Genomic DNA, 19678 nt, shown 5'->3' on the forward strand with positions numbered 1-19678 from the left:
GTTAATACAGCTCCACGACCACCCGGAAGCCCACGGTGCCGTCACGGAAGTCGGGAGGCCTGCCGGTGCGATGATGGGAGGCGATGTCACCGACGGAGTCCGCCAGGGAGCCGCCCCGGACGGTCCGTTCGGGGCAGTCGCTGGATAACAGCGGGTCGCCGTTCAAGGGAATTTCCAGCAAGTGGTTCCGGTAGCAGTCCCGAGTCCACTCCGCGACGTTGCCGGCGGTATCATGCAGGCCGAAATCGTTTGCGGGGTAGGAGCCGACCGGCGCGCTTTTGCTGGAAAACAAGCCGGTGTATTCGCTGTTGCAACCCCGGCGGCAGTTAGCCAGGCCCTCGGCGTCCGCTCCCGCTTCGCCCCACCAAAACGTACTCTCCGTGCCCGCCCGCGCCGCATATTCCCATTCGGATTCGCTCGGAAGGCGGTAGTGCTTTCCGGTCATCTCGCTCAGCCATTGGGTGTAGGCCCGGGCATCGTTCCAGCTGACGTTAATCACCGGTCGGTTGTCGCGCCCCCAGTTGTTATCATCGGGCAGGTTTCGCCCCGTGTCTTCGGCGAATTTGGCAAAATCCGAGAAGGTAATTTCGAATCGGCTGATGGCGAAGGCGCGGGGAATACGGATAGAGCGCTTGGGCATGCTGCGGCTATCCAACTTGCTGCCCATGGTATAGCGTCCGGCCGGCACAATGATCATTTCGGGCCCCCGCCCGCCGCTGTTGAGCTTATTAAAAAAATTCGCGCCAGCCACTGGGGTTTTGCGCAAGCGCACATCCAGGCTGAGGGCTTCGTCTTCTATCTCAACCCATTGGGTGTCCGTATCGTACCCTTGGTGGCTGGTTTCTATGTGGTAGCGCCCCGGTAACAGGGGGATGCCTGGGTAGTAACGCTCGACAATATTGAGAATGCGCACGCGCGCGTTTTCCGGCGAGGGCTGGACTCGCAGCTCGTAGCGCGGGGGCGGGGCCGAAGCGCTGTCGGTTGGCGCTTCGGTGTCGGTTCCTTCCCGGGGCATGGGCTCCAGCAGCTCGGGTGTCATTGCCTCTTGTTTCAGTACCAGCGGCGTGGTGGGAAGCGGTTGTGCACGGTGGGGGCGAGAGGGCGGTTCCTCGGGTGTGACCACGGAGGGAATCAGCACGTTGGCCGTGACCTGGGCGGTGTTCGCCACGGGCGCAGGCAGAAATCGCTCTCCGGGCAGTTCCCACTGGCTCAGCGCCAGACTAAAGGCCCCCCAGATGATAGCCACCATCAGTCCCAAGGTCAGCGCCCGGGAAAGCACTCGTCCCCGGGCGAATGAGTGATAATGGGCCGCCTGCTGCACCTGGGTGGACACCACCGTGGTGCGCTCCTGGGCTTTGGGCACCGGCCCCTTGATTTCCGTCACTCGAATTCTTGGGTGCCGGTAGAGTCCGCGCCGGGGCGTCCAACGCAGGGAGCAGGCCGCCTGCCAGTAGCTTTTCAGTTGCTCCTGCAGCGCTCCGATGCTGGTGGATAGCAGGGCGCGCACGAGCGACAGCAGCTGAACCCGAGTGGACTGAGTGCTGGTAATGTAGGTTGGCGGCAGGCCGGCGGTGCCATCCAGGTTATCAATGGCCTGGACCAGATCCCGCCCGCGCTGAAAGCGATTGTCCGGATCTTTGGCCAGCAGTTGGTTCAGAATTTTCTGATAGCTCTGGTACTGCGGTGGCAACTTGGGAATGGGGGCGGTCAGGTGTTTGATGGCAATGGCGACCGCCTCGTCAGCCTGGTAAGGCACTTGACCGGTCAGCATTTCAAAGAATACCACCCCGAGGCTGTAAATATCCGCCCGGCCGTCCACCGGTTTGCCCCGGGTCTGTTCGGGGCTCATGTAGTGCGGCGTGCCCACCACCGTGCCGGCGTTGGTCATGCGCGAGGCGCTGCTGACGGTTTTGGCCACACCGAAGTCGGACAGTACCGCCGAGTTGTCCTCTCGAAACAGAATGTTTTCCGGCTTAATGTCCCGGTGGATGTAGCCTTTCTCGTGGGCGTGGTCCAGGGCGCCGGCGATCTCCCGGGTGATTCGAAGCACCTCCGGGGTGCTCAGGCCCGTGGCCATTTTTTCGTGAATGGAACCGCCGGACAGGTAGTCCATGGCGATGTAATTCAGGCTTTTGTAGCGGCCTATGTCATAAATGGAGACGATATTCGGGTGAGACAGCTGCCCGACAATATTCGCCTCGCGCTGGAAGCGCTCGCTGAATACCGGGTCGCCATTGAGCGCCGGCGACATCACCTTCAAGGCGACTTCGCGTCCGACGCTCAACTGGATCGCCAGGTAGACACTGGACATGCCCCCCTGATTGATCTTGCGAATGATCCGGTAGCCGGGGATATGCATTAGCGGGCCACCCAGTAAAGCACGAGCGCGAGCGAGAACAGGGCGGCACCGTAGAGGGCCAGATCGGGGCCCCGCTTGCCGGTGATGTGGGGGACCCATTGCCAGAGCGTGGTCCAGCGCGAGCGCTTGCACAGAGGCGATTGCACCAACTGGAGGGTGATGTTGTCCCGGCCGCCGGCCTCCAGGGCCGCGCGCATTAACTTGTTCACCGCCGCGCGGGGGCTGCGGCTGCGATACAGAATTCGCGCCAGGTCTGCATCATCCAGCTCATCGGTCAGGCCGTCGCTGCACAATAGCACCCACTGGTCCCGCTGCCACTGGCCGCGGACCGAGTCCACTTTCACATTCTGAAGCTCGTGGGACCCCAGGCACTGGGTGATGATGTTTTTGTCCGGGTGGCGCTCCACCTCGTCTTCGCCAATGGCGCCGGAGGCGAGCAGCATCTGCACATAGGAGTGGTCGGTGGTGAGTCGTTCCAGCCGACCACCATCATCGGTGTGAGTCCAGAGATAGGCCCGGCTGTCCCCGACCCAGGCGACCTCATACTCGTCGCCCTCACTGTGCAGGGCCACGATGGTCGAGCCCATGCCGGGGGCGCCCTTGCCCAGGGAGGCGGCCTGCAATACCGCCCGGTGGGAGGCCTGAATCGCCTGTGTCAGGTTCTTGCTGCGCTCGTCGAGCAGCGTCTCCCGAACAATGGCGCTGGCCACTTCCCCAGCCTCGTGGCCGCCCATGCCATCGGCCACCAGCCACAGCCCGCGCTCGGGCAGGCTGAGGTAAGTGTCCTCGTTATTTTCGCGCTTGTGTCCCGCATTGGTCGCCGCGCTGTAAGCCAGGGTGGAATAGGGCATAGTAAATCCGTTGTGCCTGTCGTCGGGTGCCCGGGAATGCTAAAACACTTTGCCGTCGAAAACTACATACTGGGTCTCGGACTGGGTGCCGAATTACGCCTCGCCCACCTCAGCCACGTTGAGGTCAAGCTCGAACGGGTTCGCTCCTTCGAACGTTTTCGTAACCCGACTGGCTTAAAGTTCCCGGATGGTCAGCCCCAGAGACTCCAGAACCGCCCGCTCACCACTGTGGCTGACGACGGCCGTGCTAGCGCGCTCCGGCTTTAAGTAATCATTGGCCACGCGTTGGATATCCGCAAGCGTGACGCCCAAAACCCGGTTGCGGAAGGTCTCGCGTTTTTCCCGCGTCCGTCCGAACAGCTCGGCCTGGTAGGTTTGGCGCGCCTCGCCAGCGGGCGATGCGGGTTTATCCAGGCTGCTCATCACGCCCAGAATGGCCTCTTCCAACGGCTGCCACTCGTGCTCGCTGGAGAGCAGCCAGTCCACGGCGGCCTCGAAGTCGTTGAGGGTATCGGCCAGGCGCGGGTCCCGGTAGGAGAAGAACCGGAACGCGGCAATGTTGGTGTCCTGGCTGGCGCCGCCGCCGTAGGCCCCGCCCTGTTCCCGGATGGTCCGGTGCAGGTAGCCGTTGCGCAGGAAGCCGGCGAGTACGGTTAAGGCGGCGGCATCCGGGTGCTCGGACGGTACCGTGGGGTAAGCCTGGGCGCAGAAGTTGACTTGGGTGTTGGTCAGCCAGCCCTCGCGCACGGTTTCCTGGACGGCGCCCAGCCCAAAGGCCTGGAAATCCGGCGCGGCCGGCTCTTCGGGCCAATGTTGTTGAATGTGGCCACGCAAATGGTCGAGCTCATGGGGTTCACCCACCAACAAAAACTCCCGTGGAGCGGCTTGAATGCGCGCGTGCAGGTTGGCCAGCCTTGCGGCGTAGGCCTTGAGAGCCTCGGGGTCTTTGAGCTCCTGGTCCAGTTGCTTGAGGTAGGCAATGCCTTCCAGTCCGCCCAACTGGTGGGTCAAACGGGCGGAGGGCGCCATGCCGGCGCCGGCGGCGAGCATGGCCAGGCTGTGGCCACTGCCGGTGATACTCTGTTCGCGCCGGGCGCGCATTTGGGAAACCAGCTCCCTCAGGCGGTTGAGCTCGTCAAAGCGGGGTTCGGTCAGGGTTGCGCGCAGCAGCTCGTTCATATCGCCGGTGTTGCGGTTGAGTGCCTTGCTGCCCAAAGAGAAATAGGCGTCGATGTGCTGTACATCGTCGGTCATGCCGCGAACCGTGGCCGAAGCGGTGATCCCTCCCACGGCGCTGGCCTGCCAGCGCTGGGCCTCCAAGTAGTCCAGCCCGTTCACACCCACTTCCGTCAGCGCGTTGCAGTACAGGGGTAACAGCGGACGTTCTTCCTCGTCGAGGGCGGGCAGTTTGCAGGTGACCTGCTCGTACACCAGCCCGTTGGTCCCGGCGCCGTAGCGGCGCAGAGGGGCGCTTGCCGGGTTGTCGGCATCGAGTGGCTCCCGGCTGCCTTCGACGTAGCTCATGGTTTTGGGGATATCTTCCAGCCCCACTTTGGGCAAAATGCTGTCGTCATCTTTTTGAACCTGGCGCTCCTGTAGCGCCTTGGCCCGCTCGACGATGAGTTGGCGCTCGTCATCGGTCAGCTGGCTCTCAATGGCGCTCAAGCGCTGCTGCTCGGCCCGTTGGGCATGTTTACTGTATTGGGTCTCGGGGCGCAGGGTCAGCCGCAGGCGATGAGGATTATCCAGCAGCCATTCGCGCACCATACGCGGAATGAACTCCGGGTCCTTAACCTTCTCGCGCAGGTCGACCAGCGCGGTATCCAGGTCGAGTAGGGCGATGGGGTCGGCCCGGTGAGTGGCCGCGGGCAAGCAGTTCATGATCAATTGCAGGCCGTAGGGGAAGCCATCGCCGCCCACTTCGCGCTGTTGTAGCTCCAATTGGTGCAGGGCACTGTCGAGCAGCTCCTGTGGCACGCCTTCGTCGGTCACTTTCTGAAGCGTATCCAGAATCAATTTTTCCACCTCGGGAACACTTTCGAGCTGACACCCTTCCAGACCGCAGGCAAAAGCCAGTTCGTACTGGGAGTCGTCCATTCCGCACAGCGGGGAGGGCGCCTGTCCCAGCTCCGAGGTTTCCAGCGCGTGGAGCAGGGGCGAGGCGCTGTTGTCCAGCAGCACGGCGGTGAGCAACTGAGTTTCCAGTGTTTGGTTCAGGTCGGTAATGTTGCCCAGCAGCCAGCCCATGACCACGTGGGTTTTGTGGCTCGGGTCTTCCCCTTCTTCCAGGGCATAGGCTTCTTCCACGCGAACGGGCGCATGGTAGCGTTTCTCTCCCCCCACGGCGATGATTTCGTCCAGTCGATCGAACCGGTGCAGGGCTTTTTCCTCGAAGGTGGTCTGATGTTCCACCGCCGGGATGTCGCCATAGGTCATAAAGATGGCGTTGCTCGGGTGGTAGTGGGTCCGGTAGAACGCCTTGAGTTCTTCATAGGTCAGGTCCGGAATGTGTTCCGGGTCGCCACCGCTGTTGTGGTGGTAAGTGGTGGTGGGGAACAGGTACCGGCACAGGGACTGCCAAAGCTGCGAGGGGACCGAGCTCATGGCGCCTTTCATTTCGTTGAACACTACGCCCTTGTAGGTCAGGGGCGACTGCGGGTCCTCCGGTTCCTTGAACTCCAGCCGGTGGCCTTCCTGGGCAAAGTCCAGTTCATCCAGGCGGGAGAAGAACACCGCATCCAGGTACACATCCAACAGGTTGTCGAAGTCCTTGCGGTTTTGACTGGCGAACGGGTAGGCGGTCCAGTCCGGGCTGGTGAAGGCGTTCATAAAGGTGTTCAAGGAGCGCCGGATCATCATAAAAAACGGGTCGCGGACCGGGTACTTTTCGCTGCCACACAGGGCGGTGTGCTCCAGAATATGGGCCACCCCACGGGAATCCGCAGGCACCGTGCGCAATGCCACCAGAAACACGTTTTCGGTGTTGTCACTGGCCAGGTGAATGTGCTGGGCGCCGGTTTTCTTGTGCCGGTACTCCTCCACCTGCAGGTTCAGGGCGTCAATGGTTTGGGTGCGCAAGTGCTCGAAGGCGGGATGGTTTTGGTCGGTCATAGAAATCTCGGTACTCGTTTGTATCCGTTAATCGTAATAGATCACTCGCTGTATCTCAGTCGGCCTGAGTCTTAGGCGTGTGAAGAGGGCCGGAACGCCAAGTGTTGCTCATTAAAGCCGTCGAAGGCCTCCAACAAAGCGTTATAGTCTACGCGCCCGCCCTCCAGGTGCGCCAGAGCGTAACAGCTTGCCTCCAGCGTGGAAAGCTGCCCCGGCTTGCGGGCCCGCCGGATGCGATAGCGCGATTCGGGGGTGTCGGTGAGCGCCAGTCGGGGCAGGTTCTGCAACAGTGGATTGAGGTAGAGCATTTTCCGGCTTTTGCGCCAAGTGCCATCCAGGATTAGTAGCTGGTACCGCTCGGGAGCCATTCCCCGGCCGGGCTCGAAACGGGGCGCGGGGAGGTCATCGGTTTGGGGGTAAAGCAGTACCGGCTGTCGGTGCGGGTCGAGCAGGGCGCGCAACTCGGCCTCGGGCCACTGTTCACCCACGCGGGTTTCGCACTGGGACAGGCTCAGGCCCAGCAGGCCCGCGGTGTTTTTGGCCCGCCCCACTTCCGAGGGGTGTTGTAGGATCAGCACGGACACCTGGTTCGGAGTCGGTCGCACCCACTGGCAAAGGCAGGTCCGTGGAGGCCGCTGGCAATGGGGGCAGAGTGGGCGGCTCACGGTAGAACCTCGCCCGGCGTATGGGGAGCCGGGGCAGAGGCAATTAACTGTTCCTTCTCGCGACGGTTCAATTGCTTAATGGCGTACTCCCGACGGCTGGCACTGCTGCGATCCGGGTGAGCTTCCAGGTAGCACAGGCGTTCAGGCCGGCGCCCGCGAAAATAGCGTGCGCCTTTGGGGCCCTGGGTGTGCTCGCGCCACCGGCGCTCGATATCGGTGGTGATGCCGGTGTAGAGCCGACCGTCATCCCCCAGAATGATATAAACCTGCCACACGGCCCGGGTATCACTGACACCGGCCATTAGTGATTTCGGTAAAGCGGTTGCAAGCCGGCCTCCGGCCGGCGTTTTTGCCGGTGCCCGGCCCGGCTTTGGTTCAACGCCTTCACCAGAGCGTCCGCATCGAACGTCGCCGTGCCGGCATCGCGGAAGAGTAGGGCGTCCAGCTCTTGAACCCGGGCCCGGGCGACATCGTCCTCCAGCCGTTCGGCCAAGTCGGTCAGCCCGCGAGGTGGCAGCTCGGGCCAAACCGCCGCGCCCCAGTCCAGCAAGGCGCGGCGCAAGGCGTGCAAATCATCGCTCGCCGCCGCTCGCTTGACCGACTGCCAGGCCCGACCGCGTGCGATTCGCGCCTGATCACGCTCTTGCTGATCCAACGTTTCCCACGCCGCCAACTGGCGCTTGAGCTGCCACACGGTAAAGGCAAACCCGCCACACAGGACCAGCAACACCAGTGCCGCGCCCCCAAACACCCAGGTAAGCCAGTAGGGCCCAGCGGGATCGGGCGCCGGCGCGCTGACCGGCTGAGCCCCGGGCTCCTCCTGTCGGCTTGAGCCGGAGGCTTGAGGCGAGGGCGCCGCGCCGGGTACCGCGGTAACCTGAATGGTACGGGCGGGCAGCGTGGCGGTTTTCAACGCGTCCTCCTCCGTATCCCACCATTGCAGGCTCACTGGAGGCAGCTCAATACGCCCGCTCTGATTGGGCACCATCGCCACCGTCAGCGTACTGGTCCCCCGCACGCCCTCTTCAGTGACCTGCTCCTCCGTCTGGGGGCGGTCCGGATAAAACGTCACCCCCGGGGTATTTTTCAGCACCAGATTGGGCAGCTGCGCGGCGGTGAGCCCCTGCGCCTCCAGGGTAATGCGCCGCGTGACCGGCTCGCCCTGGCGCAACTTCTCCGGGTCGGCACTCCAGTGCTGGGACAGCTCAACATTCTTCGCCGGCAACCAGGTATCCCCGGAAAACTCGGCCGGAATCGGCTCCACGGTAATCTCCGTCTCCTCGGAGCGAACCCGGCGGCGCGTGCTGCGCCCCCAAAAATCCCGCTGCCCGCGACTGATCGCCAAATCGTAAACCACCGGCGGAATCACCAGCTCGCCACTGCTTTGCGGAAACAGGGCAAAAGTACTCTCCAGCACAATATGCTGACGCCCACCGATCTCCCTCAGGTAATTCTCCTCATTCACCGCCTTGACCACCGCATCCCCCAACTCCAAGGGCTGAAGCTCCGCCCCGTCCAGATTCACGCGGCTATACAACTTCACCGTGAGCAACACCTGCTCCTGCACATGCACCCGCTCCTTGCTCACCTCCGTCTCCATAAAAATATCCTGCCCCGACCCCTCCGGTGCCTGCTGCGGCTCATGCACCGTCACCTCAATCGGATCGGTCACCCTCCCGTTCAACTCCAACCCGGGAATCACCAACAGCCCCGTGCGCTTGGGGGCCAAGGTCAAACGCCACTCCGTCGTGCCCTCCATATCCCCATTCACAATCCGCATCTGATGACTGCGTTGATTGCCCAAAATATCGAAATTCTGCCGCAAGGGCCCAAAATCCGGTCCCCCGGACACATTGCGGCCACTCTGGCTCACCGTCAGCGTCAAAGTGTCATTAATACTTACCGTTCGCCGATCCACCTCAGCCTCCAGCGCCTGAGCGTGCGCCACGCCCCCGGCCAGAAACAGGCCAAACAGAAACAAACGTGTCAGATTTTTCAAAGTGCTCGTCATAATCGAGTTGTCATCCGCAATCCAAATGTGATGTTGTTTTCTATTGCCTTAAAGTCTCAGTTTGGCACCGAGGCTCAGCGGCAGGTATCCCCTTCGGAGACTCTCTGACGCCTACATGGATGTAGGTGTTAGGGCGACGCAGGAAGCCAAAGCCGAGGCATGGATGCCGATGAGAAGCCTAAGCTACCAACGCTCCTCAGTTCCTTCACCTTCCGTCTCCCCCCGCAACCGCTCCAACCGCCGCTGCTGACTCTGATACTCAAACTTGCGCCGCAACAACCCACCGGGATCATCCGGCACACGCCGCAACCACTGCTCCATCGACTGACGCTCCTCATCAGACACATCCCCCTCCTCCAAACGAGCCGCCTGCGCCTCAGAATCGCCCTCCTGACCATCCCGACCTTGAGCCCCGGCCGAAGGAGAAGACTGTTGCTGCCCCTCAGACCCCTGCTCGCCACCGCGCTGATCGCCTGCTGAAGACGATTGCTGCTCACCCGACTGGTCTTGCGAATCCCCCTCGCCCGAACGACTGCTCTGAGCTTTTCCTTCCTGATTCTGTCCTTCCTGGTTTTGTCCGTCCTGATCTCGGCCTTGGCTATCCTGTCCGGATTCTCCCTGCTGGTCAGAGGGCTCCTGCTGATCCTGACCTTCCGAATCCTGACCCTCCTGCTGCTCGCTTTGATCGCCTTGCTGATCACCCTCCTGGTTCTGCTCTTGATTTTGCTGTTGCTGTTTTTGCCGTTCAAGCACCCGCTGCACCATCGCTTTATTGGCCTGGGCATCACTCATTTGCGGGGCCTTCTCAAGCGCGGACTCATAGGCCTCGAGTGCCGCTTCCAGGTCCCCGGACCGGGCCAGAGCATTCCCCCGATTGTAATCCGCCCGCGCACTGTCACTCTGGGCGAACGCCTCCGCGGCCGCCTCGTACTCCTCCGCCCGGTACAACGCCGAGCCTTTCCACTCCGGGTTCTCGAATTGCTCGGCCGCCTTCTCGGGTTGCTCCTCTTCAAGTGCCTGGGCGCCACGCTGGTCCGGCGTTAGAAAGGGCGCCAGCCAATCCTGAGCCTGGGCGGTCTGGGGCGCCAATGTCCCCAATAGGGGCAGGGCCACCAGTACCGCCAGTAGACCGCGGCGGAAGCTGAACAACACAACCGGCAGCAGTAATAGCACCAGCCAATGGCCCCGGTCGTACCAGACGTCGAACTGTCGCTCCAGCTCCCGTTTTTCATCTTTCACAAAGTTGGGTGTTTCCAGCAGCCATTCCACATCGTCGGGGCTGGCATCAATGCGCTCGTACCGCCCCCCTGTGCGACCGGCCAACCGCTCCAGTCGGTCCTGCTCCAGTTTGGCCACAACAATCTCCCCCTGGCGGTTTCGCACAAAGCCGCCCCGTTCGTTGGGGATGGGAGCCCCTTCCGCTGTGCCCACACCGAGCACAGAGAGGCGGAATTTGGTGTCTTCCAACTGATCCAGCATGGTATTCGCCGCTTTTTTCACCACCCCGTCGGTGAGCAGCAGTATTTGGCCTTCGCTAATACCCGCGTCATTAAAGAGCTGTTTGGCCAGGTCAATGGCCGCTTCGGGCCGGCTGCCGGGGGTGGGCATGATATTCGGGTGTAACGCGTTGAGTAGGCTGCGGATGGTGGCGGTGTCGTCGGTAAGGGGGGAGACCGCATGGGCGTCACCGGCATAGGCGATCAAACCGGTAAACCCCTCTTTGCGCTCGCGCAACACGTCGGCAATCTTCAGCCGCGCGCGCACCAGACGAGAAGGCGCCAGGTCCTCCGCCAGCATGGAGGGTGATAGGTCCAGTATGATCATTAGGGCATTTTCCGCCCGGTGGACGGGCATGGGTCGCTTCTCCCAGGTGGGGCCCGCCAGGGCGACCACCCCGATCATCCAGGCGGCCGCTAGCCCCCAGAGGTAGGAGCGGCGTTTCTCCCGGGTGCCGGGGTCCACCAGGTGGCGCAGCAACTCCGGGGCGATCAACTGGCGCCACTGGCGCGCCTGGTGGCCTTGGCGCCAAAGAAGTACTACCAACAAGAGCGCGGGTATCAACGCCAGCAGCCACAGGGGGCGGAGCCAGTGAAAATCGCTTATAGCGGTCAGCAGCGCATCCATCAGGTGGTACCTCCCCGATTGTTCAGCCAGCGATGGCCGGCCATTAATACGCTCAGTAAAAACGCGAACGCCAAAGGCCAGTGCGTCAAGCTCTGGGTGGGCCGATAGGTTTCCTCTTCGAACTCAATGGGTTCCAGGCGGTTTAGCGTTTGTTGGACTTCGTGCAGCTCTTCCAGGCTGCGGGCGCGGAAGTAACGGCCGCCGGTCTGAGCGGCCACTTCCCGGAGGGTTTCTTCATCCAGGTCCCTCGAGGGGTTGACCTGACGCTGGCCAAAAATGGTTTGAGTCACCATTCTTTCGGCCCCGAAGCCGATGGTATAGATGGTGACATCGTGCTGTTCGGCGAGGTAGGCGGCCCGCTGGGGGCTCAGCTCGCCGGCGTTGTTGGCGCCATCAGTGAGCAGAATCAAAACCCGGCTGGCCTCGGGACGATCGCGCAAGCGCTTTACTGACAGGCCAATGGCATCCCCGATGGCGGTTTTTTCGCCGGCAAAGCCGATCTGAGCCTCTTGAAGCAGGGTGTACACCGTCTGCCGGTCGTAGGTCAGTGGAGCCTGGAGGTAGGCCCGAGAGCCGAACAGGACCAGACCCAGGCGATCGCTTTTGCGCTCGCGCACGAACTCGCCCACAATGCCTTTGACCGCCTGAAGGCGGTTGATCGCCTGCCCTTGATACTGCATGTCTTCGATTTCCATGCTGCCGGAAATGTCCACGGCCAACAGCAGGTCCCGGCCGCTGCTCGGCATGGCAATGGGGTCGCCCACCCATTGGGGGTGGCTTGCCGCCGACAGAGTGGCGCCCCAGATCAGCCAGAGCGCGAGGGCGCTCAGCCAGCGGCGCTCGCGACCGGCCGAGCGCCGCTCTTCGAGCTTTCTGAGCCGACCGAAAAAGGGCACCCGTAGGGCCGTTTCCCGGCTCGGCTCTTCCGGCAGAAAGTGGGCCAACAACGGCAGGGGCAAAAGGGCAAAGAGCCAGGGCCAAGCAAACTCAAGCATCACCGGCCTCCGCTATCAGGTGGGTCAGCGCTTTGCGATTGAGCGAGTGGCTTTTGATCCAACGAGCGGCCAGTTCCTCGAGCCCGTCTACATCCACCCGGGGATCGGGCTGATAAGGACCCTCCGCGAGCGCGGCTCCAGGGCCTTCGGTGAAACCCTTACCCACCGGCGCACTGGCGTCCAGAAAACGCAGCCAGGCGCGGCCGTGCAGGGGGGCAACATCGTGTTGGCAGTCCGCCGGCAACGCACTTAGCACCGTGCGCCGCAATAGCTCGCTCACGCTCTGCAGGTAGGTGCGTGCGGCGGCGGCCGAATCCGGCTGCTCCTGGAAGTGGCGGTGGGCTTCGCGCAACATGCCCAGCGCCTGCTGGCGGTAGCGCTGTTGGCGCCGGCGAGTCCGCCATTGCCAGACCAAGAGCCCGAGGCCGATGAGCACCAGGGCAAATAACACCCACCATCCCCAGGCCAGGGGCCACCAGCCGACGGGGGCCGGTAGGTGAATATCTTTTAATTGTGCCAATGGATCTTGCGGGTTCACAGTTAGCCTCTCGAACGCCGGCGGGCGCCGAAGCGCTCGCGCAATAGTGTATGAATATCATCGTCAGTGGCGTAAGACAGCAAGGGCAGCGACAGGCGCTGACAGCGCTCTGTCAGTAGTGCCAGGCGCTGGTCGAAATCCTCCCGGTAGGCCCGCTGGAAGGCACGATCCTGAGCGGGGAGCTGCAACCGTTCGCGGCCGTTGCTAACGGTCAGGTTGTGGTTGCTGGCCAGCTCTCGCTCCAGCGGGTCATACACATGCATCAGGGTAACGTCGGTGTGCCGGGCCAGCTCGAACAATTGCTGTTCGCACCGGCGGTTGAAATCGTGGAAATCACTGATCACAAACACGGCGCTACCCGGCTTGGAGACGCGACGGGTATCCGAGAGAATCGTCTCCAGGCTGGTACCGTCCGGGCTCGGCAGTGGCGAGTCAAGCTCACGATTAAAGTCGTGCAACTGGTGCAGAAGCTCCAAGGCGGCATGCTGACTGCGCCGGGCGCGAATGTCCCGCTGGGTGTGGTCGCCGAAAACCAAGCCCCCAATGCGGTCACTTTGGTTGAGGGCTGCCCAGGCGATCAGGGTGCCGATGTGGGTGGCCAGCACGGATTTGAAGCAGGTGCGGCTGCCGAAAAACATTGAGGCGCGCTGATCGGCCACCACAAAGACGGGGCGTTCGCGCTCTTCCCGAAATACCTTGGTGTGAGGCACTTGGGTGCGGGCGGTTACTCGCCAGTCGATGGTGCGCACATCATCGCCGGGCTGGTAAAGCCGAACCTCTTCGAAGTCCACGCCGCGCCCGCGCATACGGGTGCGAACGCCGCCGGTGAGCAGGCTGCGGGCGGGGCGCCGGGCGAACAGCTTCAGGTCCCGGGCGGCAAAGCGCAGCCGGAGCAAGTCCGGCAGCTCGCAGTAAGCGCCGGTGGGCGTCAGGTTGCCGGGATTTGGGGCGCGACTCTGAGGCATGGCCATTAAGCCACCGGTACCACGTCCAGAAGGCGGTCAATGGCCCGCTCCCGGCTGATACCCATGGCTTCGGCTTCGAAACTCAAAATCAGGCGGTGACGCAATACGTCGTGAGCGATGGCCCGAACATCGTCCGGGCTGACATAATCGCGACCTTCAAGCCAGGCGTGGGCACGGGAACAGCGGTCCAGGGAGATGGTGGCGCGGGGGCTGGCTCCGTATTCCAACCATTGGGCCAGCTCCTCATCGTATTCTTCCGGGCGCCGGCTGGCATTGATTAACTGAACAATGTACTCCTCGACGGGTTCGGCCATGTGGATGGCCAGCACCGCTTGGCGCGCTTCAAACAACACTTGCTGGCTTACTTCGGTGGGCGCGGCCACTTCGTCTTGGGCCGCCTCGGCTCGTGCCAGCTTTAGAATCCGGCGTTCGGCCTCAATGTTGGGGTAATCCACCAATACCTGCATCAAGAACCGATCGAGCTGCGCTTCCGGTAAAGGGTAGGTGCCTTCCTGCTCAATGGGGTTCTGGGTGGCCATCACCATAAATAGTTCGGGCAGCGGGTAGGTGGTACTGCCCACACTCACTTGCCGTTCGGCCATCGCCTCCAGCAGCGCCGACTGAACTTTGGCCGGTGCGCGGTTGATTTCGTCACTCAGCACCAGATTGTGAAAGATGGGGCCGGGCTGAAATTCAAACCGGCTTTGCTCAGGTCGGTAGATGTCGGTGCCGGTCACATCCGAGGGCAAAAGATCCGGAGTGAACTGAATGCGATGAAAATTGCCTTCAATAGCATCGGACAGGGTTTTGATGGCTTTGGTTTTCGCCAGGCCCGGTGCCCCTTCCACCAATAGGTGGCCGTCGGCAAGCAGGGCGATTAGCATGCGTTGAACCAAGTGTTCCTGACCGACAATTTGTTGGTTGAGCCAGTGATTCAGGGTGTGTAGCGCGTCGTAAGCCTGCATGAGTCCCCACTTATTGTTGCTTAAATTCTGATCAGAAATGCGCGCGGCGCAATGAGATGGTGGTAGACCCACTTTATTGGCGCCAGTTCCCCGCTTTTTCAAGCGCTTGCGCTCGACAAGTTTACACCCAGAGACCAAACTGATAACTGATCATATCCGCGAAGTGTAAAAAGGAGGCTGAATGGATAGACGCTTGGTCGATGCCGAGGATACAGAAGGATTGTTCTTCGACTTGGACGAATGGGCCAGAAAATCCGTACCGGAATCGGACTGGCCACAGTGGCAGACGTTCAGTCGTGCCTTTTTCGCCCGCCTGCCATTGAGTGAATGGGTCGGGCGTTCGCTGACTGATGTGTTCGGCGCCGTTTTTAGCGCTTGGCGTTTAGTTCAACAGTATCGGCCGGGAGAGCCAGTGGTGCGGCTTTTTAATCCCACCCTCGAAGAGGATGGGTGGCTTTGCCCCCACAGCGTCTTGCTGGTCCAGCAACAGGATATGCCGTTTCTGGTGGACTCCATCCGGGTTGAGCTGAACCGGCGAAATATTGCCATTCACAGTATCAAAAGCACGGTCATTAAAGTCGAGCGGGATGCGAAGCACCACCTTCGTCGGCTCTGGCCCGCCAATAGCACCGAGGTCGAGCAGGCGCCGAAGGGGGCCGAGGCGGAAGCGGTTATTTATATGGAAATTCGGCTGCACACCGAGCCTAAAGTCCTCAGACAGATCAGTCGCTCATTACTGACGGTTATGGCCCAGGTCCGTACGGTGGTCGACGATTTCCAGCCGTTACTGGACGTGACCGAAGCCGCGTCCGCGCAGTTGGCGCAAGTCCGAGAAAGGCCGCTGAGTCAGAAAGTGGCCGAGAGCCAAGCCTTTTTGTCCTGGCTGCAAAATGATCACTTTACTTTCATGGGTTACGCCGAGTACGACTTGGTGGAGGAAAAGGGCACCCAGTGGCTCATCGAGCGCAAGGACGCCAGGTTGGGCTTATTTAAACGGGAGGACACGGAACCGGACCGCAAGCCGGTTAATGACGATAATCCAGGCAGTTTGCAATTTCACCTCTCGCCCAAACTCATCGCCTTTTCCAAAGCTCCCGAGCGTTCTCGGGTGCACCGGCAAGCCTATTCCGACTATATCGTTATAAAACGTTTTGATGAGAGCGGCCACTTTTGCGGCGAGGCTCGCATTCTGGGGCTGTATACCTCGGCCGTATACACCCTGAGTCCCTACGAAATCCCACTATTGCGGGAGAAGGCCTCAGAAGTGTTTGATCGTTCGGGTCTGGATCCCAAAAGCCACGATGGTAAGGCGCTACGACAAATACTGGATACCTTCCCCCGGGATGAGCTGTTTCAGAGCAGTACTAGCCAACTCTATGAGATCGCCACCGGGGTGGCGGAAATCAACGAGCGCTACCGTGTTCGGCTGTTCGTTCGGCCCGATGCCTTCGGCAAATTTGTCAGCTGCCTGGTCTATGTCCCTCGGGACCTGTTCACCACGCGGATCCGCATGAAGATCCAAACGCTGCTGGGCAAAGCGCTGGGCGCGGAAGAAGTTGAGTTTAATACCTATTTTTCCGAATCCATCCTGGCCAGAGTGCACCTGGTGTTCCGCATTGAGGGGGAGGAGCCCCCCCGCTTTGACGTGAGCCATTTGGAAGCTCAAATCGTTGAAATTACCCGCTCCTGGGAAGATCAGTTGCTGGAGGCGCTGACCGAAGCCAAAGGCGAGGAACGCGCCGTTAAGCTGCTCGAAGAGTATCAAGAGGCGTTCCCCTCCGCCTATCGCGAACATTTTGATGCGCGGGTCGCCGTCCAGGACCTGGATTACATTTTGGGGCTGAACGGCAATGGCGACCTGGCGCTGAGCTTCTATCAGCCGGCGGACAGCGCCAATGGTGAGCTGCGTTTCAAGGTTTTCCGCCATGGCGCCCCCATGGAACTGTCCGACGTTATTCCGGTGCTGGAGCATCTGGGGCTGAGGGTCATCGCCGAACACCCGTACAAGGTGGTATCCGCTCGGGGCGAAGCGACGCACATGCATAACTTTCAGTTAACCTACGATGCCCCTGAACGGTTGGATGTCGCCGCTGTGCGGCACAACTTTCAGGAAGCCTTCGCGGCCGTTTGGCGCGGAGCGGCGGAAAGCGATGGGTTTAACCGCCTAGTGCTTGGCGCGCAACTGAGCTGGCGGGAAGTCAGTGTACTTCGGGCGCTGGCCTCCTATATGCATCAAACGTTGTCTAACTTTACCGAAGGCTATATTGCCTCGGCACTGGTCAACCACGCCAAGATTACGCGTGACCTGATGGCGCTGTTTAAAGCTCAGTTTGACCCCAAGGCCGGTGCGAACCGAGCGCAGCGCCATGCGTCGGCCCGAGAACGAATCATCAAGGCGCTGGACAAGGTATCCAACCTCAATGAGGACCGTATTATTCGCCGTTATCTGGCGATTCTCGAAGGCTGTGTGCGGACCAACTACTTCCAGACGGATGCCGCCGGCAAGCCGAAGCCTTATCTTTCACTGAAATTGATGCCCCGTCGCATTCCGGATATTCCCGAGCCAAGGCCGTTGTTTGAGATTTTTGTATACTCCCCTCGCATGGAAGGGGTGCATCTGCGAGCGGGCAAGGTGGCGCGTGGCGGCCTGCGGTGGTCCGATCGGATTCAGGATTACCGCACCGAGGTGCTGGGGCTGGTGAAGGCCCAGCAGGTCAAAAACGCCGTGATCGTCCCCAATGGGGCGAAAGGCGGCTTTGTCTGCAAGCGGCCACCCACAAGCGGTGATCGTCAAGCCCTGCAGCGGGAGGCGGTACGCTGTTATCAGACCTTTATTCGCGGCCTTCTGGATTTAACCGACAACCTCATTGAAGGGGAAATTTCTCCACCGAAGAATGTACTGCGATTGGATGAGGACGACCCCTACCTGGTGGTGGCCGCGGATAAGGGCACCGCGACCTTCTCCGATATCGCCAATGAAATTTCGGCCGAGTACGGCCACTGGCTGGGTGATGCTTTTGCCTCCGGCGGCAGCCGGGGCTACGACCACAAAGCCATGGGAATTACCGCCCGAGGGGCCTGGGTGTCCGTGCAACGACACTTCAAGGAGCTGGGGGTGGATATTCAAAACGATGATTTCACCGTGGTCGGCATCGGTGACATGGGGGGCGATGTTTTCGGTAATGGCATGCTGCTCTCCAGGCATATTCAGTTGGTGGCGGCGTTTAATCACCTTCATATTTTTATTGATCCCGACCCCGATGCGGCGAAGAGTTTTGAAGAGCGCCAGCGCTTGTTTGATACACCGGGATTGAGCTGGGCCGATTACGACTCCAAGCTGATTAGCAAAGGCGGCGGTGTTTTCTCTCGGGATGCGAAGTCGATTCGACTGACCCCGCAAATGAAAACCCGGTTTGGGATTGATGCCAACGAATTAACCCCGAACGAACTGATTCATGAATTATTGAAGGCGCCGGTGGACCTACTCTGGAACGGCGGCATCGGCACTTACGTGAAAGCCAGCACGGAAAGCCACGCGCAGGTGGGCGACAAGACGAACGACAGCCTTCGCGTGAATGCAGAGGAGTTGCGTTGCCGCGTCCTGGGAGAGGGTGGCAACCTAGGGGTGACCCAGCGCGGGCGAATTGAATACGCCCTGAACGGCGGCGCTTGCAACACTGACTTTATTGACAACGCCGCCGGCGTGGACTGCTCGGATCACGAAGTCAACATTAAGATCTTGCTGAACGATGTGTTGACCAACGGTGATTTGACCGAAAAACAGCGCAACCACCGGCTGGAGTCCATGACCGAAGAAGTGGCGGCATTGGTGCTTCACAACAACTACCGCCAGACCCAAGCTATCAGTGTCGCCGCCTCGGATGCGGTGCGCCGGGATGCCGAATATCGCCGGGTGATGAGCGTCTGGCAGAACCAGGGGCGACTTAATCGAAAGCTGGAGTTTCTGCCGAACGAAGAAACCCTCGCGGAGCGACAAGCCCAAGGGAAGGGGCTGACCCGGCCCGAGCTGGCGGTTCTTATTTCCTACGCCAAGGTTATTCTGAAAAACGACCTGGCGGAAGCCCAGTTGGCGGATGATCCCTATATTGCCGAGTTTGCTTTCCGGGCTTTCCCCAAGCCGTTGCGGAAGGATTTTCCCCAGTGGATTGAACGCCACCGGTTGCGTAGCGAGCTGGTTGCCACTCAGGTGGCCAATGACCTAGTGAACACCATGGGGTTGAGCTTCGCCCAACGGTTGCTCGACTCCACCGGTGTGGACTCCGGGGATATGGCCAAGGCCTACGTGATCGCGCGGGATATTTATGACCTGGACCACACCTGGGGTGAGCTTGAAGCGCTGGATTATCACGTCAGTGCCGATGTCCAGATGGGTCTGATGAAGATTCTCATGCGCCGGGTGCGCCGGGCCTCCCGTTGGTTCTTGCGTAACCGTCGCAGTACCCTGGACCCGGCGTCGGAAATAGAGCAGTTTGGGCCCTTGGTTCGCAAGGTGATGGAGGCGTTACCGGATCACCTGTCTGGAAGCGCTCTGTCGAATTGGGACTCGCAGGTGCAATATCTGACTCAGGCGGGTGTTCCCGAAAGTCTGCTACGCCGCGTCGCTACTCCCGGCCACCTGTATTCTGGCCTGAGCGTGGCCGAGGCCTCCCGGCATACCCAGTTGCCCTTGATGAGCGTGCTGCGCTTGTATCTTCAGATCAATGAGCAGCTTCAATTGCATGATTTTGCCCGGCATATTTCCGAGGCTGCGGTGGAGAATTACTGGCAAGCAATGGCGCGGGAGACCTACCTCGATGACTTAGAGTCGCAACTACGCAACTTAACGTTGGTGGTGTGCGAACGGATGCACAGCAAAGACGATGTGGACGAGGCCATCTCCCAATGGGTGGAGGCGCTGGGTCCGCAACTTGACCGCTGGCGCGCCATGATGAACGAGGTTCAAAACAGTAGCGGCAGCGACTACGCCATTTTTTCCGTGGCATTACGCGAGCTATTGGATTTGGTTCAGATTACTCAATACGGCGACTGAATCTGTATAGAACCCGAAAGGTTCGGGCTCAAATCGTTCGAGGT

Annotated in this window: 12 protein-coding genes; 1 reads left to right on the forward strand and 11 read right to left on the reverse strand. The window is 60.8% G+C overall.

The window, feature by feature from the left end; genetic code table 11:
• Nucleotide 1: 1 nt before the first annotated feature.
• The 11 genes from AAE514_RS01090 to AAE514_RS01140 all read right to left on the reverse strand — a co-directional run bounded on the left by AAE514_RS01090 (nt 2) and on the right by AAE514_RS01140 (nt 14584).
• Entirely contained in the window at nt 2-2359 is a 2358-nt protein-coding gene (locus AAE514_RS01090; protein WP_347329630.1) for a bifunctional serine/threonine-protein kinase/formylglycine-generating enzyme family protein, read from the reverse strand.
• Nucleotides 2359-3210 carry a PP2C family protein-serine/threonine phosphatase gene (locus tag AAE514_RS01095; RefSeq protein WP_347329631.1) on the reverse strand — a complete coding sequence of 284 codons (852 nt, stop codon included), beginning with the start codon at nt 3208-3210 and terminating at the stop codon, nt 2359-2361. The genes AAE514_RS01090 and AAE514_RS01095 overlap by 1 nt, the downstream gene beginning before the upstream one ends.
• Before the next feature lie 174 nt (nt 3211-3384).
• Nucleotides 3385-6321, reverse strand: a complete 2937-nt coding sequence (locus AAE514_RS01100; protein WP_347329632.1) for an insulinase family protein — start codon at nt 6319-6321, stop codon at nt 3385-3387.
• A gap of 71 nt (nt 6322-6392) precedes the next feature.
• Nucleotides 6393-6986 (reverse strand): tRNA-uridine aminocarboxypropyltransferase, encoded by a 594-nt coding sequence (locus AAE514_RS01105; protein WP_347329633.1) that lies wholly within the window; start codon nt 6984-6986, stop codon nt 6393-6395.
• Complete coding sequence (locus AAE514_RS01110) at nt 6983-7288, reverse strand: GIY-YIG nuclease family protein (protein ID WP_347329634.1); 306 nt, start codon at nt 7286-7288, stop codon at nt 6983-6985. The genes AAE514_RS01105 and AAE514_RS01110 overlap by 4 nt, the downstream gene beginning before the upstream one ends.
• Nucleotides 7288-8985, reverse strand: a complete 1698-nt coding sequence (locus tag AAE514_RS01115; RefSeq protein WP_347329635.1) for a BatD family protein — start codon at nt 8983-8985, stop codon at nt 7288-7290. Before AAE514_RS01115 ends, AAE514_RS01110 begins: the two co-directional genes overlap by 1 nt.
• Before the next feature lie 195 nt (nt 8986-9180).
• Nucleotides 9181-11121 carry a VWA domain-containing protein gene (locus AAE514_RS01120; RefSeq protein ID WP_347329636.1) on the reverse strand — a complete coding sequence of 647 codons (1941 nt, stop codon included), beginning with the start codon at nt 11119-11121 and terminating at the stop codon, nt 9181-9183.
• A complete protein-coding gene (locus tag AAE514_RS01125; RefSeq protein ID WP_347329637.1) occupies nt 11121-12116 on the reverse strand; it encodes a vWA domain-containing protein in 996 nt (331 codons plus the stop codon). Before AAE514_RS01125 ends, AAE514_RS01120 begins: the two co-directional genes overlap by 1 nt.
• Nucleotides 12109-12654, reverse strand: a complete 546-nt coding sequence (locus AAE514_RS01130) for a DUF4381 domain-containing protein (RefSeq protein WP_347329638.1) — start codon at nt 12652-12654, stop codon at nt 12109-12111. Before AAE514_RS01130 ends, AAE514_RS01125 begins: the two co-directional genes overlap by 8 nt.
• A 2-nt stretch (nt 12655-12656) precedes the next feature.
• Nucleotides 12657-13619, reverse strand: a complete 963-nt coding sequence (locus AAE514_RS01135) for a DUF58 domain-containing protein (protein WP_347329639.1) — start codon at nt 13617-13619, stop codon at nt 12657-12659.
• Nucleotides 13620-13624: 5 nt separating this feature from the next.
• Nucleotides 13625-14584 (reverse strand): AAA family ATPase, encoded by a 960-nt coding sequence (locus AAE514_RS01140; protein ID WP_347329640.1) that lies wholly within the window; start codon nt 14582-14584, stop codon nt 13625-13627.
• Between the two features lie 181 nt (nt 14585-14765).
• Here AAE514_RS01140 and AAE514_RS01145 point away from each other — a divergent pair, with 181 nt between their 5' ends.
• Nucleotides 14766-19634, forward strand: coding sequence for an NAD-glutamate dehydrogenase (locus tag AAE514_RS01145; protein ID WP_347329641.1), 4869 nt, complete (start codon nt 14766-14768; stop codon nt 19632-19634).
• Nucleotides 19635-19678: the final 44 nt, after the last annotated feature.

The sequence above is a fragment of the Marinimicrobium locisalis genome (genome assembly GCF_039822625.1).
Taxonomy (GTDB): Bacteria; Pseudomonadota; Gammaproteobacteria; order Pseudomonadales; family Cellvibrionaceae; genus Marinimicrobium; species Marinimicrobium locisalis.